At 43.2% G+C, this 24,935-nt stretch carries 28 protein-coding genes; 12 read left to right on the top strand and 16 right to left on the bottom strand.

Features of this window, described 5'->3' with window-relative positions:
* Nucleotides 1-46: 46 nt before the first annotated feature.
* From ADU22_RS17740 to ADU22_RS17775, 8 genes are all read right to left on the bottom strand, one after another.
* On the bottom strand, nt 47-1,321 hold the full coding sequence (locus ADU22_RS17740) for a TRAP transporter large permease (RefSeq protein WP_053363353.1): 1,275 nt from the start codon (nt 1,319-1,321) through the stop codon (nt 47-49).
* A complete protein-coding gene (locus ADU22_RS17745; RefSeq protein ID WP_053363354.1) occupies nt 1,322-1,822 on the bottom strand; it encodes a TRAP transporter small permease in 501 nt (166 codons plus the stop codon).
* An 89-nt stretch (nt 1,823-1,911) separates the two neighbouring features.
* A complete protein-coding gene (locus ADU22_RS17750; RefSeq protein ID WP_053363355.1) occupies nt 1,912-2,925 on the bottom strand; it encodes a TRAP transporter substrate-binding protein in 1,014 nt (337 codons plus the stop codon).
* A 13-nt stretch (nt 2,926-2,938) separates the two neighbouring features.
* The gene (locus tag ADU22_RS17755) at nt 2,939-3,997 is read right to left on the bottom strand and encodes an amidohydrolase family protein (RefSeq protein ID WP_053363356.1); all 1,059 of its coding nucleotides are present in this window, start codon (nt 3,995-3,997) and stop codon (nt 2,939-2,941) included.
* Nucleotides 3,998-4,996: a VOC family protein gene (locus tag ADU22_RS17760; protein WP_053363357.1), complete on the bottom strand. Its 999-nt coding sequence runs from the start codon at nt 4,994-4,996 to the stop codon at nt 3,998-4,000.
* A 70-nt stretch (nt 4,997-5,066) separates the two neighbouring features.
* Nucleotides 5,067-5,258, bottom strand: coding sequence for a 4-oxalocrotonate tautomerase (locus ADU22_RS17765; protein WP_053363358.1), 192 nt, complete (start codon nt 5,256-5,258; stop codon nt 5,067-5,069).
* Between the two features lie 21 nt (nt 5,259-5,279).
* Nucleotides 5,280-6,065, bottom strand: a complete 786-nt coding sequence (locus tag ADU22_RS17770) for a 2-keto-4-pentenoate hydratase (protein ID WP_053363359.1) — start codon at nt 6,063-6,065, stop codon at nt 5,280-5,282.
* Between the two features lie 33 nt (nt 6,066-6,098).
* Entirely contained in the window at nt 6,099-7,562 is a 1,464-nt protein-coding gene (locus ADU22_RS17775) for an aldehyde dehydrogenase (RefSeq protein WP_053363360.1), read from the bottom strand.
* Between the two features lie 288 nt (nt 7,563-7,850).
* Between ADU22_RS17775 and ADU22_RS17780 the strand changes: the two genes are divergently transcribed.
* Nucleotides 7,851-8,639, top strand: coding sequence for an IclR family transcriptional regulator (locus ADU22_RS17780; protein WP_053364638.1), 789 nt, complete (start codon nt 7,851-7,853; stop codon nt 8,637-8,639).
* Nucleotides 8,640-8,716: 77 nt separating this feature from the next.
* Here the strand turns inward: ADU22_RS17780 and uidA are convergent, their stop codons facing one another.
* Nucleotides 8,717-10,516, bottom strand: a complete 1,800-nt coding sequence (gene uidA, locus ADU22_RS17785) for a beta-glucuronidase (protein WP_053363361.1) — start codon at nt 10,514-10,516, stop codon at nt 8,717-8,719.
* Between the two features lie 239 nt (nt 10,517-10,755).
* Here uidA and ADU22_RS17790 point away from each other — a divergent pair, with 239 nt between their 5' ends.
* The gene (locus tag ADU22_RS17790) at nt 10,756-12,129 is read left to right on the top strand and encodes a hypothetical protein (protein ID WP_053363362.1); all 1,374 of its coding nucleotides are present in this window, start codon (nt 10,756-10,758) and stop codon (nt 12,127-12,129) included.
* A 217-nt stretch (nt 12,130-12,346) separates the two neighbouring features.
* On the opposite strand, the gene ADU22_RS17795 is transcribed toward ADU22_RS17790, so the two are convergent.
* From ADU22_RS17795 to ADU22_RS17805, 3 genes are all read right to left on the bottom strand, one after another.
* Nucleotides 12,347-12,625: a hypothetical protein gene (locus ADU22_RS17795; protein ID WP_053363363.1), complete on the bottom strand. Its 279-nt coding sequence runs from the start codon at nt 12,623-12,625 to the stop codon at nt 12,347-12,349.
* A 63-nt stretch (nt 12,626-12,688) separates the two neighbouring features.
* Nucleotides 12,689-13,060 (bottom strand): inner spore coat protein YmaG, encoded by a 372-nt coding sequence (ymaG, locus tag ADU22_RS17800; RefSeq protein WP_197280083.1) that lies wholly within the window; start codon nt 13,058-13,060, stop codon nt 12,689-12,691.
* Nucleotides 13,061-13,286: 226 nt separating this feature from the next.
* On the bottom strand, nt 13,287-13,685 hold the full coding sequence (locus tag ADU22_RS17805; protein WP_053363364.1) for a YlbF/YmcA family competence regulator: 399 nt from the start codon (nt 13,683-13,685) through the stop codon (nt 13,287-13,289).
* A gap of 264 nt (nt 13,686-13,949) precedes the next feature.
* Here ADU22_RS17805 and ADU22_RS17810 point away from each other — a divergent pair, with 264 nt between their 5' ends.
* Nucleotides 13,950-14,279 carry a hypothetical protein gene (locus tag ADU22_RS17810; protein ID WP_053363365.1) on the top strand — a complete coding sequence of 110 codons (330 nt, stop codon included), beginning with the start codon at nt 13,950-13,952 and terminating at the stop codon, nt 14,277-14,279.
* 336 nt (nt 14,280-14,615) lie between these two features.
* Nucleotides 14,616-14,852: a DUF2536 family protein gene (locus tag ADU22_RS17815; protein ID WP_053363366.1), complete on the top strand. Its 237-nt coding sequence runs from the start codon at nt 14,616-14,618 to the stop codon at nt 14,850-14,852.
* A 118-nt stretch (nt 14,853-14,970) separates the two neighbouring features.
* On the opposite strand, the gene ADU22_RS17820 is transcribed toward ADU22_RS17815, so the two are convergent.
* On the bottom strand, nt 14,971-15,693 hold the full coding sequence (locus ADU22_RS17820) for a YczE/YyaS/YitT family protein (protein WP_231687903.1): 723 nt from the start codon (nt 15,691-15,693) through the stop codon (nt 14,971-14,973).
* Nucleotides 15,694-15,817: 124 nt separating this feature from the next.
* On the opposite strand from ADU22_RS17820, the gene ADU22_RS17825 reads away from it, so the two are divergent.
* Nucleotides 15,818-16,693 carry a LysR family transcriptional regulator gene (locus ADU22_RS17825; protein WP_053363367.1) on the top strand — a complete coding sequence of 292 codons (876 nt, stop codon included), beginning with the start codon at nt 15,818-15,820 and terminating at the stop codon, nt 16,691-16,693.
* A 351-nt stretch (nt 16,694-17,044) separates the two neighbouring features.
* On the opposite strand, the gene ADU22_RS17830 is transcribed toward ADU22_RS17825, so the two are convergent.
* Nucleotides 17,045-17,872, bottom strand: a complete 828-nt coding sequence (locus ADU22_RS17830; protein WP_053363368.1) for a TrmB family transcriptional regulator — start codon at nt 17,870-17,872, stop codon at nt 17,045-17,047.
* A 133-nt stretch (nt 17,873-18,005) separates the two neighbouring features.
* On the opposite strand from ADU22_RS17830, the gene ADU22_RS17835 reads away from it, so the two are divergent.
* The 5 genes from ADU22_RS17835 to ADU22_RS17855 all read left to right on the top strand — a co-directional run bounded on the left by ADU22_RS17835 (nt 18,006) and on the right by ADU22_RS17855 (nt 22,780).
* Nucleotides 18,006-18,635, top strand: a complete 630-nt coding sequence (locus ADU22_RS17835) for a homoserine/threonine efflux transporter (RefSeq protein ID WP_053363369.1) — start codon at nt 18,006-18,008, stop codon at nt 18,633-18,635.
* A gap of 280 nt (nt 18,636-18,915) precedes the next feature.
* Nucleotides 18,916-19,458 carry an NADPH-dependent FMN reductase gene (locus ADU22_RS17840; RefSeq protein ID WP_053363370.1) on the top strand — a complete coding sequence of 181 codons (543 nt, stop codon included), beginning with the start codon at nt 18,916-18,918 and terminating at the stop codon, nt 19,456-19,458.
* Between the two features lie 178 nt (nt 19,459-19,636).
* Nucleotides 19,637-20,188, top strand: a complete 552-nt coding sequence (locus ADU22_RS17845; RefSeq protein ID WP_053363371.1) for a biotin transporter BioY — start codon at nt 19,637-19,639, stop codon at nt 20,186-20,188.
* Between the two features lie 32 nt (nt 20,189-20,220).
* Nucleotides 20,221-21,690, top strand: coding sequence for an AMP-binding protein (locus tag ADU22_RS17850; RefSeq protein ID WP_053363372.1), 1,470 nt, complete (start codon nt 20,221-20,223; stop codon nt 21,688-21,690).
* Nucleotides 21,686-22,780: an acetyl-CoA C-acyltransferase gene (locus ADU22_RS17855; RefSeq protein ID WP_053363373.1), complete on the top strand. Its 1,095-nt coding sequence runs from the start codon at nt 21,686-21,688 to the stop codon at nt 22,778-22,780. The genes ADU22_RS17850 and ADU22_RS17855 overlap by 5 nt, the downstream gene beginning before the upstream one ends.
* 129 nt (nt 22,781-22,909) lie before the next feature.
* Here ADU22_RS17855 and ADU22_RS17860 read toward each other — a convergent pair whose 3' ends face one another.
* Nucleotides 22,910-23,395 carry an alpha/beta fold hydrolase gene (locus ADU22_RS17860; protein WP_231687904.1) on the bottom strand — a complete coding sequence of 162 codons (486 nt, stop codon included), beginning with the start codon at nt 23,393-23,395 and terminating at the stop codon, nt 22,910-22,912.
* Between the two features lie 165 nt (nt 23,396-23,560).
* Nucleotides 23,561-23,752 carry a VOC family protein gene (locus ADU22_RS17865; RefSeq protein WP_053363374.1) on the bottom strand — a complete coding sequence of 64 codons (192 nt, stop codon included), beginning with the start codon at nt 23,750-23,752 and terminating at the stop codon, nt 23,561-23,563.
* Between the two features lie 62 nt (nt 23,753-23,814).
* On the opposite strand from ADU22_RS17865, the gene ADU22_RS17870 reads away from it, so the two are divergent.
* Nucleotides 23,815-24,024: a hypothetical protein gene (locus ADU22_RS17870; protein WP_053363375.1), complete on the top strand. Its 210-nt coding sequence runs from the start codon at nt 23,815-23,817 to the stop codon at nt 24,022-24,024.
* Nucleotides 24,025-24,037: 13 nt separating this feature from the next.
* Entirely contained in the window at nt 24,038-24,826 is a 789-nt protein-coding gene (locus ADU22_RS17875; protein ID WP_053363376.1) for a 2-keto-4-pentenoate hydratase, read from the top strand.
* The last annotated feature ends 109 nt before the right edge of the window (nt 24,827-24,935 follow it).

Here is a 24,935-nt window from a genome sequence, read left to right on the forward strand (position 1 = left end):
AACAAAAAGGCCGATTAGCTTCTAACCGCTAATCGGCCTTTTTAAGTTACTTGGAAAGTGACGGTATCCATAACGTCAATGCCGGAATGAATGTGACCAGTAATAGTACGATAATTGAAACCAGGACAAACGGCCATATAGCCTTTATGAACGACTCAATGGAAACTTTTCCGAGGGATGTTGCCAGAAATAAGCCTGAGCCTACAGGCGGTGTCAAAATACCAATTGTAACGTTCAAACATATTAATACACCGAAGTGAATCGGATCAATACCAAATGTCGGCAATATCGGGACAAAAATGGGCGTAAGGATGATGATCAAAGCAATTCCCTCAATTACCATACCCAACAGCAATAGTAAAATATTTACAAGGATTAAAAACATCAACGGTCCATTGGCAATAGTCGTCATCCATTCCGCGATTGTCTGAGGAACCCTCTCAAAGGTCATTGCCCAGCCAAATACACTCGCCATTGCAATGAGCATCGTCACAATGGCCGTAGAAATTGCCGTATTCACCATAATTTCCGGAAGTTGTTTTAGGTTAATATCCTTATAAAAAATGAAACTGACAACCAATGCAATGAGGCAGGCAATCCCTGCTGATTCAGTAGGAGTGAATATACCGGTCACAATACCCCAAATCAAAATTCCTGGAACTAATAATGCTGGTATGATCTGTAATGAAGCTTTCCCTCTTTCTCCCCATGAGGCCTTTTGTCTTGAGGGAAAGCTTTGTTTATATCCGATATAGGCAACTAATAGAATAAAAGCAATGGAGATTAGGATTCCTGGCAATATTCCCGCAAGGAACATATCTCCGATTGATGTGCTGGAAGTCGCTCCGTAAATAATGAATAGCATACTAGGCGGAATGATGGGTCCCAGCATTCCTGCTGCGGCAGTTGTAGCGGCCCCAAATTCACGTTTGTAGCCTTCCTTCTCCATTGAAGGGACCATGATTTTCGACATCATCGCTATTTGTGCAGCTGCTGAGCCGATAATGGATGCCAAAAATGTATTGGCTATTATATTCACATATGCCAGACCGCCTCTATAATGGCCAACAAACTTTTGGGCGAAATCAATCAGGCGTTTTGTAATTCCACCTGTATTCATTATTTCCCCGGCCAGCATAAATAAAGGAATCGCCAATAAGCCATAGCTTTCCAAAGAAGAAAATAATCTCTGAGGTCCGTTAAGCAGCATTGTAGTATTGCCGCTTACAATTAAAAGCACAATACCTGCTATCCCCAGAACAATGGCTATCGGCACTCTAACTACAAGCAATAAAGCGAATATTATGAGAGTCAGTGTCATTCAATCAATCACCTTCCCGCTTTTGGCAATCCGTAAAGCCTCTAGTAACCAATTGATAAAATGGATCGACATAAATAAAAGACTTGTCGGAATGCATAGATACATATAAATCATCGGGGTTTGTGTTGTAACTGATTTTTGCAGCAGAATACTGGGATTCAAGATCCAAACGAGCGATTGATAAAAGAAAAAGATGATAAATGTCGTAGAAGCCAGCAATCCGAGCAAAATCATCGCATTCTTCAAATTAGACTTCATTTTTTGTACAAAAAGAGTAACAGCTACTGCCTCTTTTACTTTAATGCTCATGCTAGCGCCGATAAAGCTTGACCAGACAAATGAATACAGGGCTACCTCCTGTCCCCAAACCAGGGGGGATTTTACAAAATAGCGAAATAAAACATCGAGGATCATTGCGATAAGCATTGATGAAATCAACAGGATTACTAATAATTTTTCTATTTTAAAAATGCCATTGCTTACTGATTGAATGACCTTCATATCGGCATGGACCCTCCAATAGAAAATTGAGGTTGTCTATATAGTCCGTTCCTGTGTTAATAGACAACCTCCCTTATTTGTTATTGTTGCTATTTTTGGACTGCCTCTATAAACTCCTTAATTAGCTCATTATCGCTGGAATATTTATCGTAAATCTTTTGTGCCTCCTGGATAAATTCCTTACGATTATCCAGCTCGACAACATTAATCAAACCTTCCAGTTTTTTAAGATTTTCTTTTTCACCAGCCACTAGTTCCGCCTCGCCCCATTCAACGGCGGCTGCAAGGGCTTCATCAAAAATTTTCTGATCTTCCTCTGGCATACTTTCATAGTTTTTCTTACTTGCTGTAAACACACCGCCAAAAGCCATGTGGTTTGTTAGTACATAGTTTTTACCGATCTCATAATATTTTTCGGATAACATCGGGTTTGTGTCCACAGATACCCCATCTATAACACCAGTCTGCAAGGCGTTATAAACTTCAGGCAATCCCATCGCAATGGGGCTTGCACCCAAACCTTTCCAATAATCAAGCACAGATGCTCCACCAGTAAACCGCAGCTTTCTTCCGTCCACTTCTGCAAGGTTTTGTATTGGGTCTCCTTTTACAAGCAGGTTATGATTTGCTGCAAAAAAGTAATCCATTCCCAAAAGTCCCTGTTCCTCCAACAACCCAAGCATTTCCTTTGCTGGTTTGGTATTCTGTGCAGCCAGGGAAGCTTCCAGATCCTCGAATAAAAATGGCATATTCCAGCCATCCAGCGCAGGAAAACGGGTGCTCATGTATGGAACTGTAATTAATGCAAAATCAAGTGAACCATTTTGAAGCTGCTGGACCATATCAGCTTCTGGACCAAGTTGTGCAGATGGGAAGATTTCCATTTTCATTCTCCCATCGGATCTTGTTTCAAGCTCTTCCGCTAATTTCTCGCCAAATCTATTCCAGATATGCGTAGGTGCAGTGACATTGCTGAACTTAAATTCATATGTTTTTCCTTCATCACCAGAAGTACTGGCTTCTTTTTTATTATCACTGCAAGCACCAAGAATAACTACTAATAACATCGAAATCATCACAAGGAGTATTTTTGCTTTTTTCAACGAACATTCCCCCTCAACAAATTACGTTATTTAACTGCTGTAAACCAAGAAAATCCAATGCATTTTGACCAAGCATTAATCGTATATCTTCTTGCGGAATATCCTGCAGGCTGTCAATCACTTTTCCAACCGGTTTCTCTCGCAGCAGGAATGGATAATCCGATCCAGCAATAATTTGTTTGGCCCCAAACCGTTCAATCATGAACTTAAGGTTAATAGGGTCATAGACGAGTGAGTCATAGTATAGTTTTTTAGCATACATACTTGGAGGATTTACTGTATTTCTTGTATCTTGCCAAACCTCCCATCCCATATCCATTCTGGGAAGAAGATACGGTAATGCCCCTCCTCCATGTGCAAAGCAAACCTTCAAATTGGGCAGCTTATCAAGCATCCCGCTCATAATGATGCTTCCAGCTGCAAGTGCCGTTTCCGATGGCATGCCAATCGTGTACATCGAATTAAACTTATCCAATCTTTCCCTGCCTAAAGTGGCCCAGGGGTGTACAAATAGGGGAACATTCATTTCGGCAGCTGCTTCAAAGAAAGGATACAGGGAAATATGATCAAAGTTCCGGTCATTTACATTTGAGCCAATTTGAATCCCTCTTAATCCAAGCTCATTCACTGCCCTATCCATTTCACCAATAGCCAGTTCGACACTCTGAAGAGGAACAGTCCCCATTCCCACGAATCGGTCCGGATACTTTTTTACAACGGAAGCTATAAAATCATTTTGGGACCTGGCGAGCTTGAGGCAGGCTTCAGGACTGGACCAGTAGGAAAAGGTCACTGGAATTGGTGATAGGACCTGGATGTCTACACCTTCTTTATCCATATCCTCTATCCGTTTTTCGGGATCCCATGTTTGGTCTGTTATTTTCCGGAACGTTTTCCCTTTCACCATAATTTCAGCACCACAGCTGCAGGATTTTTGAAAAACCGGAAAACGGTCGTCACCATATTCTGCCGCCAAATTTGGGAACTCGCTGGAAATGATGTGGGTATGAAAGTCGACCCGCAAATTTTTCACCAATGTTCCTCCTTTCTTTTGACTAGTTTCCTTAGCCATTTATCCTTGTATTTTGGTACCATAAGTCAGGTAGCTTTCTGGCGGTGTACTTCCCCACATATCCAAGCCTAGCTGCCCTGATCCTGACTTCCACTCAATTGGCTGCCAATCCGGGGCAAAAATAAGCATTCCGCCTGTCCATAGTTCAATTCGGTTTCCGGAAGGTTCAAAAGCATACAGGAATTGTGCGCCACTAGTGCCGTGTTTACCTGGGCCCCACTCAATTTTGATATCATTTTCTGCCATTATATTTAAGGCACGGAATAATTCATCTGGTGTATCCAGGTAATAAGCTACATGGTGTAATAGAGTGCCATTTTGATTGCTGTTGCGCATCAAGGCAATTTCGTGTGCAATATTTGTTTTACTCAACCAGGAGCCCAATCGTATATCCTCACTATTCTGAATATAATACCGATGATGAATTCCGAGCAGATTTGTCCACCACTCCTGCTCCTTCTTTACATCGTTAACCATTACATTGACGTGGTCAAAGCGGCGCGGTGCTGCGCCTCTTCCGCTATATTTCATTGGATGACTCGGAAGTCTGGATGCTGTCAGCGGGTTTGAATACGCTTCCATTTCCCAGTAAAGCTCGATTGGAATTCCGGATGGGCTGTAAAATTTGATGGCATCCCCTTGAGCCAATTCATTTCCCCCGGCAATCCACTTGAAATCAATCCCAGCCTCTTTCAGTGTTTTTTCAAATGCATAAAGGGCTTTTTCCGAATTCACCCTCCATCCGAAGTGGTCCAATCCTGATTCCTCTGCTTCATTAAGAACCAAGGTGTGATGATCCCAATCCTGCCACGCTCTCAAATATACTCTGCCACTTTCTTCTGCCGACACATGCAAACCAAGTACTTCAGTAAAGAACCAAAGTGATTTTTCCAAATTCGTTACATTGATTGAAGCATGGCCAATATGGGCCACATTCGATAATTTCAGATCCAGTTCTGTAAGTTCCATTCCTTTTTGTTTTGCATTTGATAAACCCATATCCCATTCCTCCCAATTTTGTATGAATAGGTGACTGCTTGCATGCAAAGAAATTAAAGGATCTATTTTGCTAACGTCCTAATTGTTCAGCGCTCCTGCCACCAATGCCCCAATGGGTCTTTTTCACTTCTGTTACAATGACACGGATATTTTCTTTTGGAGCATTTAGTGTCTCGCCAACTGTTGCGGTAACATCTTCAATCAATTTCTCAATGATCTCTCCCGATCTTCCTTCGAAAATTTGAATATTAATGATTGGCAATCTATTCGCCCCTATCGTTTTTTATTTGACGATAAACGCCACTTCTCCAAGTCCACTGTATTTTGCGGTTACATAGTCTCCTGGAGTAAGAGGCACCGCGGCCGTCATGCCACCCGTTAAAATCGGCTGCCCAGCTTTGACCTTCCCGCCTTTTTTCCAGAGCATATTAGCGAGCCTTGCAACAGAATTTGCCGGATGTCCAAGCACTGCAGCCCCTGCGCCTGATGCCCGAATTTGTCCATTCACCTCCAAATTGACCTCTACTTCATCCAATTCAAGTGTCTCCGGTCTTTTTAACGTCATCCCAAATATAGCACCCGCCGCTGATGTATTATCTGCGATAACATCTGGCAAAGTGAAATTAAAATTTTCATAGCGGCTATCAATAATTTCCAAGGCCGGAAAAACATATTCCGTAGCCTGTAAAACATCCAGAGCCGTCACATCGGGGCCTTCCAAATCCCTCGATAAAATGAAACCTATTTCCGGTTCTACTTTTGGATGGATATAATCCGAGACCGCGATGGCTTCGCCTGCTTCTACAACCATGTAATCAAATACAAAGCCATATATAGGGTCCTCCACATTCATTTGTTTCATTTTCGCTTCACTGGTAATGCCCATTTTAGGACCAGCGATTTTATGCCCCTCTTCCAGCTTCCGTCTGACTAACTCCTCCTGGATGAGATAGGATTCTTCGATTGTCAGCTGCGGATATAACTCCGCTGTTATTTTTCTGACTTCCCTTTTTTCTTTCTCGGCATCATGCACATAATCAGCCAGCCTATCAATCAAATCTTTATCCATGTAATACCTCCATTCCAATTCATACGGCAGCACCTATAGCTTGATGGTTACATTCGTTAATTCCGTGTAGAAGTCAAAGCTGTGTGCGCCTCCTTCGCGGCCTATTCCGCTATGCTTCATGCCGCCAAAAGGTGTACGCAAATCCCGTAAAAACCAAGTGTTGATCCAAACCATTCCTGCTTCAATTTTTGCGGAAATCCGAGTTGCCCGTTTGATATCGGAAGTCCATAAACTTGCACTTAATCCATAATGCGTATCATTGACCTGTTCCATTACTTCCATTTCTGTGTCAAATGGAAGAACGGTAACAACTGGTCCAAAAATCTCCTCACGCACACATCTTGAGTCCTTGCCCAGACCTGTGATAATGGAAGGCTCGATAAAATATCCCTTTCCTAAATCAACTGGATTTCCTCCTGTAAGAAAGGTAGCACCCTCAAGCTTTGCAATTTCCAAATACTTGAGTACCTTATGGTAATGCTCTTCACTTACCAGAGCTCCTACATACGTATCCGGATCAAATGGATCCCCCACCTTTAGATTCTTTGCGGCAGCAGCAAAGCGTTCCAGGAACGTATCATAAATTGGGCGCTCTACGTAAATTCTTGATCCGCATAAGCAAACCTCTCCTTGATTGATAAAGCTTGACTTGATCGTTGTTTCAATGACCTCATCCAGATTTGCATCGGCAAAAATAATGTTGGGATTTTTACCGCCCAGCTCAAAAGAAAGCTTCTTCAATGTGGGGGCGGCCGCTTTCATAATGGCACTGCCTGTAAGGGTTTCTCCTGTAAAGGCAATGGCATCCACATCCTTGTGGGAGGTTATCGCAGCACCCGTTTCGCCAAAACCGTGAACCACATTGACGACACCTTCAGGTACGCCAGCATCTGTACAGATTTGTGCCAATACGGTTGCTGTCATCGGAGTGACTTCAGAGGGCTTCATGACAACCGTATTTCCGGCAGCAAGAGCCGGGGCAAGTTTCCAGGTCATTAATAATAATGGCAGATTCCAGGGATTGATCAATCCCAAAACACCGACTGGACGTCTGATTGCATAGTGAACAGCAATGTCATCCTGTTGATAGGCTTCCGTTCCGACTGATATCATATAATCTGCAAAGAAATGAAAATTATAGGCCGCCCTGTCAATATCGACGCTTTTTGATAGCCATAGCGGTTTCCCGGTATCAAGTGATTCCAAAATCGCCAGTTCTTCATGACGTTCTTTTATTAAATCACCAATCCTGCGAAGAACGGCCGAACGCTGGCGCAATGGCATACTGCCCCATTCTCCCTTAAGGGCCTTTCTGGCAGCACTCACAGCCAAGTCAACTTCTTCTGTTCCTCCATTTGCAACAATCCCAAGAACTTCCTCTGTTGCGGGGTTGATGTTATTAAAGGTCTTTCCATTCCCGGAAGCCACATAGCATCCGCCAATATAATGCAGACAATTAATTGCCTTCAAATCAGCCTTTTCTTTAGTATCAAGCATCCCACTACCTCCTACTGTACTTATGGACTATGCTAATTTTCTCAAGAGCCGAAAATCCTTCACTTCTTTTTGCTCATATTCCTGGGGCTTGATTTCATTATAGGGTATGACCATTAACCCAAAAAGCGGCCAGTTCCTTTATACGGAACAAAAACAAAATATTTAAAATATTTAAAACTTTAAACGGCAAACGGTTCCAAAGAAAGTTTCTTGATGGTAAAATATTCAAACAGACACCGTGCCTGTTCCACACTGTTGGAAAATATCCGGGAAAGAAGGGAAACCAAGATGACTCGTAAGAAAAGCAATCCACAAATTCTATCGTCAGTTAGCTATGCGCTTCAAATTCTAAATAGCTTCTCAACATTTGAACCCACCCAAAAGGTCAGCGATCTTGCAAATTCCCTGGGCTTGGCAAAAAGCACCGTAAGCCGCCTCTTATCGACCCTTGCCAGTGAAGGCTTTGTCATAAAGGATAAAAACACTGGCGGATATAAGCTGGGACTATCTGTATTAACGCTTGGGGGGATTGTCACAAACCATTTGGAAATTCATAAAGAGGCTGCACCTGTTTTATATAAGCTAGTAAACGATACAAAGGAAACGGCCCATCTATCAGTCCTCGATGAATTGGATACCATTTATATTCACAAGGAGGAATGCAATCAGCCTGTCCGAATCTTGACCCATCTTGGACGAAGAAACCCCTCCTACTGTACAAGCTCCGGAAAGCTGCTGCTGGCTTTTAGTGATGAAAGCCTTGTCGAGGAAGTGATCCGGCGAGGATTGAAAGCTTATACGAGCAAGAGCATCACAGACCCGGACCAGCTGCGGGCAGAGATGGATAATATCCGGAAGATGGGTTATGCCATCAGTACGGAAGAGTTAACACAAGGCACAAGGTCTGTAGCAGCGCCCATACGGGATTATACAGGCAAGGTAGTATGTGCAATAAATGTAGTCGGGCCCTTGCAGCGTATGAAGGATTATCAAATACCTGCTATTGCAAAGAAGGTGATAAACGCCGGGATAGAGGCTTCGGAGCGAATGGGGTATGATAAACGTTTTTTGGGGTAACCCAGGATATTCACTATTGTTTTTTGGGAAAGCAAAAAGATGCCGATATGCTCCGCACATCGGCATCTTTTTTAATATCACTTCTTATAGCCAAAGTCAGGAATATTCGTCCAGCGGTCCTTTAAATAGCGTACGACCATTTTCGGTTCCCTGGCCCGTGTGAAGACGCCTTTTTTATTCCCCTGGACACGCATGATTCCGAATTTGGTCTGGAAGTCGGCAAAATTCCATAATTGTTCACCCACAAAATTGGGGATTTCATCAAACACTTTGCTGTTCATGCGGTAGTAATCTTCCTGGTATTCCTCACTGAAAGGTTCCCCGTAGGCACTATGGAATCCGGCGACTGTATCCGCTCCATATTCCGTATACATGATTGGTTTGTCACGATACTTTTCCTGCCATTGCAGCAGCTCTTTACGCGTCTCCTTTTCTGCAGCCTCTAAATCCCCATTTTGCAAATMCCAGCCATAATAGCGGTTTAAGGCGATGACATCCACCAGGTCGGAGGTTTTATCTTCTTTCGGCGTTGCCATCAGGATGTTGACAAGGGTGCAAGGACGCTTTTGCGGATCAAGCTCGCGGGCAAGCTGGAATAATGGCTCGAAATATTCGTACGCTCCCTCGATATGGGAAGCAGGCTCATTGGCAATCGACCACATCACCACACATGCGTGATTTTTGTCGCGGTCAATCAATTCGCGAATGACCTGTTCGTGTGCTTCTTTTGTTTTAAGCTCGCTCCACGTGGCGAGAGCATTCTTCCCGCTTAAATCAAAGCCAAAGCCGTGGAATAACCCAACTGCCGGGGTTTCATCGATGACCACAATTCCCTCCCGGTCGCACAGGCGCATCATTTCTTCCGAATAAGGATAATGGGAAGTACGGAAAGAATTGGCCCCCATATCCTTCATCAAGTTAATGTCGAGAACATTATAAGCTTCATTCAAGCCGCGGCCTTGTACAAATGTATCTTCATGCTTTCCAAAACCTTTAAAATAGAACGATTCGCCGTTAATCAGGAATTTTCCGCGCTTCACTTCAACTTTGCGGACACCGAATGCCTCTTCATAAACATCGACGCTTTCTCCGCCTTTAATGCCTTCCACTTTAGCTGTATAAAGATAGGCACCCAGAGGCTGCCACAGTTTGACGTTTTCAATTGAAATGTTTAGATCATTTCCTGAAGCTTGGGCCACTTGATCTCCCTCTTCATCTACGATTGTTACTCGTACCTCATCAAAGTCTCCAGCTGTTTTTACCGAGATTTGGACTTCCGCCTTTTTTGAAGTTAAATCCACATCAGGAACAATTACGATATCCTCTATGTAATCATGTGGGGTGGTACATATTTTGACCGGACGATGCAGTCCCGCATAGTTAAAAAAATCAAAGTTCTCATCGACTTTGCGGATGGTACGGCCATTTTCATCTTTCTCTTCCGTATAGTTGCCAACCGGCAGTGTTGTATAATCCAGCAGATTGCTCAGACGCACGGTTAAACGGTTTGCGCCATCTGCCAAAAAGTCGTTGATTTCAATTTCAAATGGTGTAAAACCGCCTTTATGATGAGTGATTTCCTTTCCGTTCAAGTACACCCATGCTTCATGAGTAGCAGAACCAAAGCGCAGCACCAATCGTTCATTGCGCAAAGCTTTCGCAACTGTGAATTCTTTTTCATACCATATATACCCGTTGTGCTCGCGGATTTCTTTGGACAATGCCTGATCATTAAATGATGCAGGAACAGCGACAACTTCATTGGTTGGAAGTGGCTGTGACACTTCAATGCGTTCCTCTTCTTTATCAATCATAAACTTCCAAATTCCGCTTAAGTCGACAACAACCCGGCTTTCCGTTGCTAATGGATATAGCATGATGTTTTCTCCTCCATTCTGTTATGTAAAAACCCTTCAAGCAAAAGGGAAATGCTCCCTTTTGACCCTCTCCTCTTGAGTTTCCCCATTCACAGGCCAGATAATCGAAAGCCACTCCAAAATCTCGGGTTTACCTTTTGTCTGGCGGATTGTTTGTTTTGTTAACATACTCTTCAAATAAGGGTATAATGAAGATTCATGGATTTTACAATATTGTATATATTTTCTTGGAGGCAGTCATGAAACAGCATGTAATCTTTCGCTATCTTTATGTCTTTTATTCTTTTGTTTTCCTAATCTATTTGACTAATGTTTTTATTGGCAGTGAAATCTTAAATGGTTTTCTGGGAATCCTGACGATTATCATGCTAGTAATCTCGTTTCCTGCAGCGTCTGGATTGTTCAAAATCCTTGGCAGTGCTTTCCTCGCGATTGGAGGATATTTATTTTTCACAACGGGGCAATCCATCCTGACCATTCCCCAGCTGCTGACATCCAATCTGTCGCTGCTGACCCTCTTGGCGATGCTGCCCTGGATGAACAGTGTCGTGCAAAGCGGCCGGTTTGACCGCAGTTTGAACCAGCTTATTAAAGTGAATGTTTCCGACCTGGGGAAACTGTATCCGCGCAGTTCGGTGACGACCCATACATTGGCGGCCTTTTTGAATCTGCCCGCCGCGACCATCTCCCAGGATGTTTTAAAGACGAATTTGGCGCCTCTTGGCAAAAAACTGCGAAACTCATTTATCTCCACGGCCACATTACGAGGATACTCATTGGCCTTATTATGGAGCCCTTTGGAAATCACGCTGGCCGTATCGATCGTGACAACCGGAGTTGACTATGTTTCTTTATTGCCCTGGCTGCTATTGATTGCTATAGTCTCTCTGGTGGCGGACTCCATATGGGGCCGGTTCCATTATAGGAAATATGCATACGGAAACGCCAAACCTAATAGTTCGCAAAAGATAAATGTCCGAAACCTGACCCGAAAAGTAATCCAGTTAGTTGTGTCCCTTGCCTTGTTTTTAACGCTTGTCGTCTTGTTGGGAAACCTGTTCAAGCTTAATTTCACCCTGACCGTCACACTGCTTATTTTGCCTTTTGCCTATGTTTGGTCCCTTCTGATGAAAAGAAGCAGAAGCTTCTGGACGATTGGCTGGAATACATGGAAAACAAAGACGAATAACATGCAGAACTTCATTGTGCTGTTTATATCCCTATCCTTGTTCTCGAACACTTTAAATGATACGTCGTTCCTGGAGGCCATCCAAAAGCCGCTGTCGCTCGTTTCGGATTACCCATTCATTTTATTATTTTTGCTGCAGGCAAGCTTTGTATTCTTCAGCATGTTCGGGGTGCATCCAATTGCAACAGTGGGCATTTTGACTGGGATCATTACCCCTCTCCTGGAAATCATGAATCCGGTCAGCATTGCGATAGTGCTGATTACAGGCTCAGTCGCTACCTTCACCGTCGGAACATATGGATTGCTTGTTACACTGACTTCCATCAGCATGGAAGAGAGCCCTTACCGGATCACCTTAAAGAACATGCCGTTCGCTTTGTTTATCGGACTTGTTGGGACGCTGGTTGCCTATTTTCTTTTATGAGGAGTTTCTCAGATAAAAGCAATCAGCGGAAAGAGCTAAAAAGTCTCTTCTCCCTGCACCAAAAAAGCCCTTGTTTACACTATTAACGTGTAAACAGGGCTTTTCCTTCCTATTAAGGCGTTGCTTTTTTAAAGAGCTGCTAGTACCTTTATCTCCCAAACGCCTCGACGACCCTTTATCCCTTAGGAGATGGGCTAGCCAGCCTGGCAAACGCTACCTAATAATTGCCATACCCTTGTTGCATTGGAGCTCCCCCATATCCATGCTGCATTGGGAAACCTCCATATCCATGTTGCATTGGATAACCTCCATAACCATGATGCATTGGGTATCCTCCGTACCCATGATGCATCGGGTATCCTCCATGTCCATGGTGAAACGGATAACCGCCATGTCCCATGCCAAAGCCCGGATATCCACCATAACCCATTCCCGGGCTCATGCCAAAACCTGGATATCCTCCGTAGCCCATTCCGCTGCCAAATTGTCGGTCCATTTTCCTTCTCCCCCTAATTAAGTTTCAATTTCAAATTACGGCTGCTTCTCAACACACCTTTTTTTAAATAAATGGGTAGCCAAAACCATATCCAAATGGATAGCCAAAGCCATAACCATAAGGATAACCAAAGCCGTATCCATATGGATAACCAAAGCCGTATCCATATGGATAGCCTAAAAGCGTGCTTCCAAGGACACCGCCTAATAATCCTCCAAGGAATGGAGCTCCCCAGCCAAAACCGCCCCAACCCCATGGGCGTCCGAATCCAAATCCAAATGGGCGGCCAAACCCGAACCCGAAGGGACGGCCAAATCCGAATGGGCGACCGAACCCAAATCCAAACGGACGGCCGAATCCAAAGGGACGCCCAAAAATCCTTTCATCATTTTGATCAAACATTACATCCTGGCTCAATGGCATATCTGTATACATGCTCCCTCCTCCTCATAATCAAAGTCACTATAAGAATATGCATTCACCTAATTTTGTCATGGGCAAACATCTAGTATTGGGAATTTATTTTCATTTTTATGAATCTGACAGGCTGCATATTGCAAAGTGCGGGATTTTTCATGGAAGGAAGAAAGATGCCGGCGAAAAGCCTTGGACGGGTTGTAAAGACACTATAATCTGCCAAAGGGAGCAGTGAATACCACCTTTAATAATATCTAATGTTTTGCCCCGGATGAATGGATTCCGTGGCTCCTCCCTGGGAGTGAGCGTACAATTCCTCCACCGGTTTTAGGATCATTTTGTTTAACTCCATCATCAATGTATTCAGGTGAAAATTGGCTTCCATTAATCCAGAAACTTTTTCATCCTGCTGGATGCGGGCAGTTAAGTTTTGGAGCGTGTCTACTTCTTGCTGGGTTACCTCCTGCCCGCTCATTTGTTTTTGGTATAAATTCATTTGCAGCTGATTGAATGTATTAAAAAGATTTTTTGCTGCAGGATTAGCATTCACTTCCTCATACTTTCTTAATAAATGAATAAATTCATTGCTGTTCCGAAGGGCATTTTCCAATTGATTGGCGATAGCAAACAACTCTCTATTCAAAAGAACAACCTCCTTGGAATCAAACTGGGCATTCCACAGTATGTAAACAATGTATGTTCCTACGTTAAAATGGTGCATGCGGGAAGTCTCTGTACAGGTCTTTTTTGGATATTGGCCCAAAAATGTTTGCTGTGATTTAATGAAAATCGAAGCCTTTTTTGTCACTGGAACCGTTCTATTGTAAAATCATGTCACAAAATAGTTGTTTTACAATTTATTAAACTTGTGTATGATGGAAACAATAGAAAAGGAGGCGATTATCACTTGAATAAGTTGATTCCATTCTTCTTGCTCTTCCTTCTGCCATCGCTTTCCTATTCTCAACTAAACCTCCACCAAGCTGGTGGAAAGATATATGCTTTTCAACAGGACGCACCTCATATAGCTGTTGACCATAGTGGATGGCTGTTAGGTGATGATCATAAACATCCCTCAGGACCGGGCATTTTCTTCCCTGCTTTACTCGTGTGCGTTATGATGGCATTCATATGTATGCTGTATTTCCTGATTCGTTATATGATCACTTCGGCGTTTCTTACTCCAATTCTTTACCAATCGAAATACGTGATTGTTTCCTCTGAAGTTAACGCGTAAAACATTATGTTAACAAGAGGAGGAACAAAACAATGTTGTTTCGATATATCATGATTGGTTTTTTATCTTTGACTTCTTTGTCATTGTTCACGTACCAAGGAATTGAGATTTTCCAGGCTTTTATGGAACTTTTCAAAGGAAAAGAATTTTAAAAAGGAACAGTTAAAGAACCGCTGTTCAATATCGCTAGTTGGGAACCAGCTTAGAATAGCTAAGCTGGTTCTTTATTTTATCCTAGCAGTCTCTTTATGCAGCAATGTCATCGGCTCCTGTTTCCTTGAAGAATACTTATGGACGATGATAAAATTATGCTTATTATGCCTATTGGAGGATAAAATGAGTTTACAGCTAAACTTAGATTTTTATGAAGATAAGATTGAGTTCTTTGAGGCTGAAAGCATTAAAGCGCTAGAAGATAAAATTCAGGCCCAAATCGAAAACAACAAAGCCCTTTTACTCTCAGTCCATTCCGTCTCCCACCAAATGTACGTCAGCGAAGACGGACGCCGCTTTTATAGTGCAGTCGTACATTTTAAGCTTAAGCAAAGTGCCGGTTCTTCTATTTCGATGTAAAAACGGGAAATAAAGACAGTGCGAACGGTGCCAGGCACTGTTCGCTCTGTTCGCTACACTAAGGCTTAGATTATATTGCAAAAAAACACCTATGACAGGTGTCTTTTGAAAACTGTTTCTATAAAGGCCTTTTTTTAGTTTGTGCTCCTGCCAGCTTTCTCCCTATTCCCGCTGAGATAGGATTTTCCACCTTTTCCATTTTAAACACCCATTGCTGCATTGGTTTTTGGCAGTGCGGAATCATCCAGCCTAAAATTTTGCCGATAAAATAGGCGGCCACAATTGTACCAATCCCGATCGATCCGAGTGATTGTATGAAAATCATACAGACAGCACCAGCAACCCCTACATTGATCAAATCACTGGTAATCTTCGCTTTGCTGAATTTCAGTTTGAATTTTTCGCTGATTGCATAGGTGAGCGCGTCGTATGGCATTAATGGAAGCTTCGCTGTGAAATAGCCCAATAATCCGGCAGCGACAACGAATAAACTGGCAACTAAAAAGAGGAATCTTGCTAGAATGGTTTCAGGTGCAGGGAAAAGCTGGACAAGGAATAGGGTAGCATCCATAAAGAACCCAAACAATAACGCAACAATTAATTGAACAGCGGATTCCTGAAACTCGATTCGTTTATTTAACAAAATTTGAATTACAATAAATAACACATTGGCTAGTATGGTTGTTACCCCAACCGATAAGCCATTTGTGAGGGAAATGGCATACGCTAGTGATGAAACGGGCGATACGCCCAGCCCTGCCTGGATCGATAGGCTGACCCCAAAAGACAAACAAAATAAGCCGAGCACGTATAGGATCAGGCGCTTCGAATTTACCTTCATATAATATAGACCATCCTTCTCTTTGTGAAATGTTATACATTTAAATATAACATCGGTGGCAACATAAAAATAATATATATATGGTAAACTATTCATATGTAATTACATATAACGAGGAGTTAGAATGGATATTCGGCAATTGCATTACTTCCGGGAAATCGTACGACAGGGGAGCATTTCGAAAGCGGCCGAAGTGCTACACATCGCTCAGCCCCCGCTTAGCCAGCTGTTAAAAAAGCTTGAAAAGGATCTGGGGACGACTTTGATTCACCGCTATCGCCAAAAATGGGAGCTTACCGAAACAGGAGAAATCTACTACCAATATGCGGAGAGAACGTTAAGGCAGACCGAGGATGTACGGCAGCGAATTGCGGAAATTGAACATGGCATTGCCGGAACCGTGAGCATTGGTGTATCTTCTGCCTGCTCTAATTTGCTCATTGACTATGTCAGTCTGTTCCGAACCCAATTTCCCGATGTGAAAATCAATATCATTACTGGCGACTCGGAGGAATTGCTAATCAAACTTGAACAAAGAGAAATTCATATTGCTTTACTATTACGGCCAGGAAACACGGAACGTTATGATAGGAAGAGCATAAACAGACAGCCATCTGTCGTGATTATACCGACTGATTGGCTGCCAAAGTTCCCATCGCAAAATCCAACGTTTGAGCAAATCGCCTCCTTCCCTATCATAATGCTAGGTGCAATGGAAGGACATTTTTTCCATGAGCACATCCTTAAAGCATTCGATGAGCGGGGATTGAAGCCCAATATCATGATTGAGTGCAAGAACCTCACAATGGTGGTGGCGCTGGTAAGCAGAGGTTTGGGCTTATCGATTATTCCAAGAATGGAGTACGCCTCACCTTTCCCGGAACACACAACGCTGCTTGAGCTCGAAGAATTGGATTACAGCATGGAACCTGTATTTTTACGAGTAAAAGATGAGCCTTTCTCGAAGGCGGCTGTCCAGTTTTGGGAGATGATTGAATAAAAGGGATAAATCCGAATCAGCCACCGCTGCGAGGCAGCTTTTTTCAACACATAGGCAGTCATTAGCACGAAAAAATACGCTACTTCATCTAAAAATGTGATTATTTTTCTTGAAAAGCGGTTATTGCTTCATAAAATGCATTTATTGCATCGATTAACGCGGGAATTGTATCAATTCCTGGCTGGATTGCATCAATAAATCGATTTATTTAAAATACCTGTTTCCAACTTGTGACAAGGGTCATCTCCGTCAGGAAGCCAAGCCGGACAACGTCCCTGTTCCTCGACCTCTTGACTTCAAAAAGCCTCTTCCGCAGGGAAAGAGGCTTTAATCGAATTCAGATAGTCTGTTTCATTTAAGATAATGCTTTTTATAATCCGGATATATAGAAAACTTTCGTCGTAAATTAACGAGATTTTCCCCAAAGCTCTCTTCTAAAAGTCCTCTGTGCTTCTCCATAATTTCCATGAGATACAAGTCTTGAATGATGACTTCGGTAATCGGCATCACTAAACCCACATGTCTTGTCCATGCGGCACGGCTGTCTTTCCCGAGCGAGACAATACCGGCTACTACCTCTGAATCATCTGCACTGATAACAAGCCATCGTCCCCCATACTCTTCGGTTATTGCATCCCCCATATAATGGAGATAAACCTGGGCAAAATTTGACGAAATTTCCCCATAGGCAACAATGGTTACGTTGACTCCTCGCAGTGATGCCTGTCTTAGCTCAGCTTCCAATTCTTCGTATTCGTCTTTCCATATTTCCAGAAGGATCCTTTTGGTGGCAGATCCTATACAACCTTTTACCTTATCAAGTATTTTATTCCGTTCCATGATATTCCATATATTTTCACGGTCATTGGCAGAGCGTTCAAACTCCGCTAATGACTTTTCCGCCAGTTCAAAATTCTCTTCTGCTTCCCTTCGGCGGTTTTTAATCAGCTCTTTGGCCGGCACAGGAGTATATTGCGGGGTATTGCCCGGACTTACGAGAATATCTCCGCGGATGGCGAGACCATCCAGGACCTCATATATTTTTGAACGTGGAACACCGGAATGTTTCGCTACTGCATACCCCGTTAATGGAGATTCCTCCAATAAGGCAAGATACGCTTTCGCTTCATACTCGGTAAAATTCAGGTTCTTTAATGTTTCAAAAATGGTTTCTTTCATAAACCCTCCAGCTTTAAATTAGTCGCTACCCTAGTCACTAATATTTTATCAAAACTATTGGTTACTTCCAAATTTTCTGATATACTCATGAAAAGTAGTTACCAACGTAGTCACTAAAGGAAAGGGGAAAAACATGGAGAGCTTACTTACATACATTTCAATTGCCGCCATGATGGTTGTGATTCCAGGTGCAGATACGATGCTACTGGTGAAAAACACGCTCAGCTATGGACCGAAAGCTGGACGATATACCGTTCTGGGAATGGCAACAGGACTTTCCTTTTGGACGCTCATAGCCATCCTTGGATTATCAGTTGTCATTGCCAAGTCCGTGATTCTGTTCAGTACGATTAAATATTTGGGAGCCGCCTACCTAATTTATTTGGGAATCAGGAGTTTTTTTGCAAAAAGCGTGTTTTCCCTCGAGGAAATCCAGGCACAAGCGAATTCACCTGCAAAGCCTGCAGCCACATATAATAAACAGTCCTTTATGCAAGCATTGCTAAGCAACGTCCTAAATCCAAAGACGGTTTTGGTCTATATCTCCGTCATGCCCCAATTTATCAATTTGAACGGAAATGTAAACCATCAATTGATGGTGTTGGCAGCCATCCTTACGCTGCTCGCCGTATTATGGTTTTTGACCCTTGTATCTGTCATTGATTATGCGAAAAAGTGGCTGAATAACCCCAGATTCCAGAAAGCATTCCAAAAATCAGCCGGCCTGGTATTAGTAGGGTTTGGCGTCAAGACAGGAATCTAGGTTTTATAATAAACAATCCTCTATCCGTTCAGACAGCTGAACGGATTTCTTTTTTAATAATATTCTTATATATTTATAGTCCGTACAGTTTCATATATTGAAACTCCATTTGCGCATTTTAGGTGAAAAAGTAGTAGGATTAATAGAAGATGAGGTAAGCAATGCCAACAAAGGGTTATCTACCCTGATTAAAGGACTTGCTGTCTCAGTGAATTTATTACTGAAGCAGCTCCAAAAGAATTGCAACCTCGTCAATATTTAACTTCTGGAGGTAAACAAAATGAAAGTAGTAGCAATCGTAGGAAGCATTCGGAAAAACTCCTATAATTTACGGGTGGCAAAGCATGTTCAACAACGTTATGCTGATCAGTTTGAAGTCGAGATTTTAGACTTGGCCCCCCTGCCTATGTACAACCAGGATCTCGAATTGGATGCTCCGCAAGAAGTGCTTGATTTCAAAGCAAAAGTCAAAGAAGCGGATGCCGTTCTTTGGGTAACACCTGAATACAATGGAACCATTCCGGGGGTATTAGGAAATGCCATTGACTGGCTAAGCCGGGTAGAGAAAGTAATGAATGGCAAACCGTCGATCATTATGGGCTCTTCCATGGGGAATTTGGGATCGGTTAAAGCGCAGATGCACCTGCGGGATATCTTGTTTGCAGTTGGCTTAAACTCTCCGGTCCTTGGCGGCAATGAAGTATACATAGGTGCAGTGCATGAAAAGTTTGATGCTGAAGGAAACCTGACAGACGAAGCAACCATCGCCTTTATAGACGGTGTTATTGCAAACTTCCAGGAATGGATGAAAAAATACATTTAATACAATAGACACCTCTTCAAATTTTATGGAGAGGTGTTTTTTTATAGGGACACAGGGACAGGCACCTGTCCCCTTCTCCATATGTAAACTAATTATAAAATATAGTTGACACTTTTCTCCAGACACAATTAGAATGAGTGTTATAAAAAACTATTTATTTTTTACTAGGAGGAAAAAGATGAATATTCGGGAAATAACTCATGTAGCTTTATTTGCAGCGATTATGGGAGCTTTGGGATTTCTTCCGCCGATTTTTCTATCGTTTACACCGGTACCGATTACGATGCAGACGCTGGGGGTTCTGCTTGCGGGCGGAATTTTGGGTGCGCGTTTAGGAGCGATGAGTCAAATCGTGTTTTTGCTGCTTGTCGCTGCAGGCCTTCCACTTTTGTCCGGAGGCCGCGGAGGAATAGGTGTCTTTTTCGGACCAAGCGCGGGTTATTTACTGGCCTACCCGATTACGGCATTTTGCCTTGGCTATATCCAATCCCGACTTAAAAAATTACGAATTGGCCATATTTTACTCATCAACTTGACGGCAGGTATTTTCATCATTTACTTGATTGGTATCCCTGTACAAGCTTTCATTATGAACATCGGTCTGCCAGAAGCAATTAAAATGAGCCTTGTGTTCTTGCCAGGAGATGCTATTAAAGCAACGCTTGCCTCTCTCTTAGTATATAAACTGCAAAGTTACCCCATTTTTAATAGAAACCTAGCTTCATATTAAAATGTTCTTTTTTAAAAAAGGAGAGCTTTTCCATGACAACGATTGTTGCACCCTATCAGGAACATAAGATCCTGTATCCCGATAAAATTGCGATTCAAACTCGGTTTGAGACGATTCGTTATCGGGAGTGGGGTCAAATGGTTTGCCAGACGGCCAATTGGCTGCACTCATTAGAAGGAAACACCGGAAAAATTGGCATTTTAATGCCAAATGGTATTCCTTTTCTGCAACTCTTTTCTGGTACAGCCATGGCTGGTTTGATTTCGGTCCCGTATGATGTTAAATGGAAGGCCGCCGAGTTGAAACAGCGTGTAACCGTTTCATCTCCTTCCGTCATCGTCACAACGGAGACGTTCGCCAAACACCTTAAAGGGATTGACACGAGAATCATTATTTGGGAGGACGCTTGTGAGCAGATCCTTCTTTATCCCCCTTCATGGAATCACGAAATCGCCGGGAGCGCTCCCTTTTACATGGGATTCACTTCTGGTTCAACCGGGGTGCCAAAAGCGTTTGTCCGTTCCCATGATTCATGGATCGCCAGTTTCGCATGCAATTTGGAGGATTTTCAGTTAGAACGAGCGGAACATGTCCTCATTCCCGGAGCGCTCATCCATTCGCATTTCCTTTATGGAGCTGTCAGCACTTTATATTCAGGCGGCTCTGTTTACCTGTTGGAGAAATTTTCACCAGTACAGACGCTAAAATGGGTGAAAACACTTCCAATTACCGTACTTTATGTTGTTCCGACGATGATTGAGGCGATTGCTGTAAAGTCGGAAACAGTTGAAAAACCGATCAAGATCATCTCCTCTGGGGCAAAATGGGAGGATGATTCAAAACGAAGGATTCAAGAACAGTTTCATGATGTCACGATTTTTGAATTTTACGGAGCAAGTGAACTGAGTTATGTATCTGTTATGTCCAGTAACGACGAAAAAGGATACCTTCCTGGTTCCGTCGGCAAGCCTTGCCATAATGTTGAAATCCAAATTAGACGCGAAAATCATGAACTGGCAGAGAGCGGAGAAATCGGAAAGATATATGTCAAAAGTGACATGTTCATTTTGGGATATCTTTGGGGAGATTCTCCAGGTATTCGAACCATTACAGATGCAGACGGCTGGGCGACCGTTGATGATATGGGCTATTTGGATAAAGATGGTTTTTTATACATAGTCGGACGGGAGAAAAACATGATTTTATATGGTGGTGTGAACATATTCCCTGAAGAAATCGAGGCCGTATTAATGGAACATCCGCATGTCGAGGAAGCCGCCGTCATAGGGGCGAGCGATCCTTACTGGGGACAAGTCCCAGTGGCGGTCATCAAAGGAAAGGCTTCCAGGCGCGATTTGAAAAAACAATGCAGAGAAAAATTATCTGCTTACAAGCTGCCGCGAAAATGGTATTTTGTTGATGAAATCCCTCATACAACAAGCGGTAAAATCGCCCGGATGCGTGTTAAAGAGCTCATCGAAAACGAGGTGAACGTCCATTAAAAAAGCTGTGATTGTAAAAGCAAAACGAACCCCAATTGGGAAAAAAGACGGCCAGTTCCGACATGTAGAAGCCCATCTTCTTGCGGCCCCCCTGCTTTCCCATCTAGCTTCGGGTGTAGAACGTGAAATAGACGACGTGATCCTTGGGAATGTCGTTGGCCCAGGAGGAAATATTGCCCGTTTGACCGCTTTAGAAGCCGGCCTTCCCCTTTCCGTCCCGGGAATGACGATTGACAGACAATGCAGTGCAGGACTTGAAGCGATTCGGACTGCCTGTCACTATATTCAAGGGAATGCTGGGCGCTGTTATCTTGCAGGCGGAACCGAGAGTGCCAGCACCTCCCACTTCCCCGCCCGGGCAAGATTTTCTCCTGACAAAATCGGTGATCCCGATATGGGAGTCGCGGCCGAATTAGTAGCGCAAGAGTTTGCCATCTCAAAAGACATGCAGGATGAATACGCAAGCCTAAGTTATCAAAGGAGCTGGAAGGCTTATCGGGAAGGAGTTTATGATCAGGAAATCATAGGCTGGGAAGACCGATCTGTTGATGAATGCTTTTTAAAAGAGCGAAACATCGAGGCATTGTTAAAAAGAGCGAGMCCCATCTTTGTAAAAGAAAATGGCACGGTTACCGCCGCAAACAGCTGCAGCATTAACGACGGAGCTGCGGCGGTGTTAATCATGGAGGAAGAACTTGCATCCAAACTGAAGATGCAGCCCGTGTTACGCTTTCTAGACAGCCAGGTCAGTGCCGTTCATCCTCATTACCCTGGATTTTCACCTGTTCCCGCAATCAGCGAGCTTTTGGAGAGAAATCATTTGTCCGTTGAAGACATCGGCCTATTTGAAATCAATGAGGCGTTTGCATCAAAAATCGCTGCATGCACGCGTGAGCTATCGATTCCTTATGAAAAAATCAATGTTTCCGGAGGCGCTTTAACAATCGGACATCCTTACGGCGGATCAGGCGCGGTGCTGGTTACCCGCCTTTTTTACGAAGCTCAGCGCAGAAAAAAGGTGAACTATGCAGTGGCTGCGATTGGAAGTGCCGGTGGTGTTGGGGTGGCTGTTTTATTTGAGGTGATTTGATGAAGACAAAGGAAAGATATGGACTGTCCTTTCAGCCAATTTCTTAACACCAAAAAATTTAATGAAGGCAGGCCCTTCCACGTAGAAGAGCCTGCCACATTATGAATATTTTAAGGTATATTCCAAACTTCATCCATTTTTAATAAAAGCCAGGATATGATCAATAAACGGTTCTGACTTTTCAATTTGTGTCCAGTGGCCGCACTCATTGAATAAATGCAGTTCGGCATGTGGCAAGAGCTGAAATAATTTATAGCTGGTATCTTCGAATAAGATAACCTGGTCATTCAATCCATGGAGCAATAATGTCTTCGTCTCAATTTTTTTGATATCTTCATCAGGCAATGTGAGTTCATCCAGTCTTTCCTGCCGCGAATCATAGAACATGGCGGCAAAAGCATCCCTGCTCTCTGGCTTTATGCTAGCTTCGTAACGCATGCGGACCAGCTCTTCATTTTTGGCGGCATCCTGATTATAGGAGAATAATTGAATCAGTTCGCCTATCGATTCCAGGCTAGGCTCGTACCCCCAGACGCGGTCCAATCCATAGGATAATTTGTGCTGAACCCCTACGGAGCCCATTAAAATTAATTTTTTTACAAGGTTCAGAATCATTTCTCGGTAACTGAACCTTCTTCATGATAGTGAGTATGAATTCCGTTGACTTCCATATATTTAGAACTGATTTGCAAGAAAAACCCTTCCTTTCACTTTTAATGAGTGTCATAGAAAGAAAGAGAAAGCAAAATTGATTCCTCTTTCTGTTTTTAATAAATGAGTTTAAGCTTTTACCGGCTGTTCTTTTCTAACCGGTGTACCGTATTTGAAGAATTCCTGCGGCAAATTGGATCCGTGCCAGATGATTGCCTTCTCCAGATCCTTGCCATTCCATTCGATTGTTTTCCAATCCGGATCGGAAATCTGGTATCCTGGGTCGCCGAACAGCAAAGACTGCTTTCCGCAAATGTGCATGAAATCCGCCACTTCCCTGGCAGGGATTATTTTGTTAAAGAACATGGAACGGCGATAAATTTATGCTGGTTGAAGAGACCATGCTGCCTGCTCCAGGAATCTATGAAGCTGAGCTGGAAGGTTCAGACCGTACTGTTAAAAGCATCATTTTAGTAGATGAGCTAGGAGAGCTGCATCTAATAGAATCCAAAGCGAATCTGTTTAATAGTATAATAAAGATACATTGGTTAAGACATGTCAAAGCAGCCTTGTCTTCCCAAACCATCTCATAAAGGGGGTATTTCTTTGACAAACGAGTTCATATCAAAGGCTGTCCAGCTTCTGGATGATGCCTATGAAAAGCATGAATCGATACCGGTGCCGCTCTCCACGCAAGACCCAGCAATGACGATTGATGATGCCTATCAGATTCAACTTCGGCGAATTGAGAAAGCCACAGATGAAGGCAGCCGCATTACCGGTAAGAAAATCGGCTTAACATCATTGGCGATGCAAAACCTTCTTGGTGTCGATCAGCCGGACTATGGGCATCTCTTCCATTCGATGGAGGTGCCAAATGGCGGGACGGTTTCCCTTAGCTCACTCTTCCAGCCGAAGATTGAAGGCGAAATCGCTTTTGTTCTGAAACAGGATTTAACTGGTCCAAATGTGTCTGTTGAAGATGTTTTAGGTGCAACAGATTATGTAGTCCCTGCAATTGAAATTGTCGACAGCCGCATTAAAGACTGGAAAATAAAATTGGTGGATACAGTGGCCGACAATGCATCCTGCGGGTTGTATGTTCTTGGGACCAACAAAGTGAAAATCAGCGATGTGGATTTAAAATCTGTTACGATGAAGCTGTTAAAAAACAATGAAGTCATCAATGAGGGCAGCGGCACAGATGTATTGGGTGATCCAGCCTTTTGTGTAGCCTGGCTCGCCAATAAGCTGCACGAATACGGCGTATCATTAAAAGCCGGCGAAGTGATATTATCCGGAGCCCTCTCGGCAGCGGTTGAAGCAAAGCCTGGCGACCAGTTCACCGCGTCATTTAGTACACTTGGAGAAGCATCTGTTCAGTTCGTCAAGTGACGCCCTCTTCAGAGTGATACAATAAAACCTGTGCTCAGCCAAGCCTGCAAGCCCATATAATTTGGTGCAACTGGTATGATTCTTTCTCCATTATTGAAAAATAAGGGAA

This window comes from Bacillus sp. FJAT-27251 (genome assembly GCF_001273925.1).
Taxonomy (GTDB): domain Bacteria; phylum Bacillota; class Bacilli; order Bacillales; family Cytobacillaceae; genus Mesobacillus_B.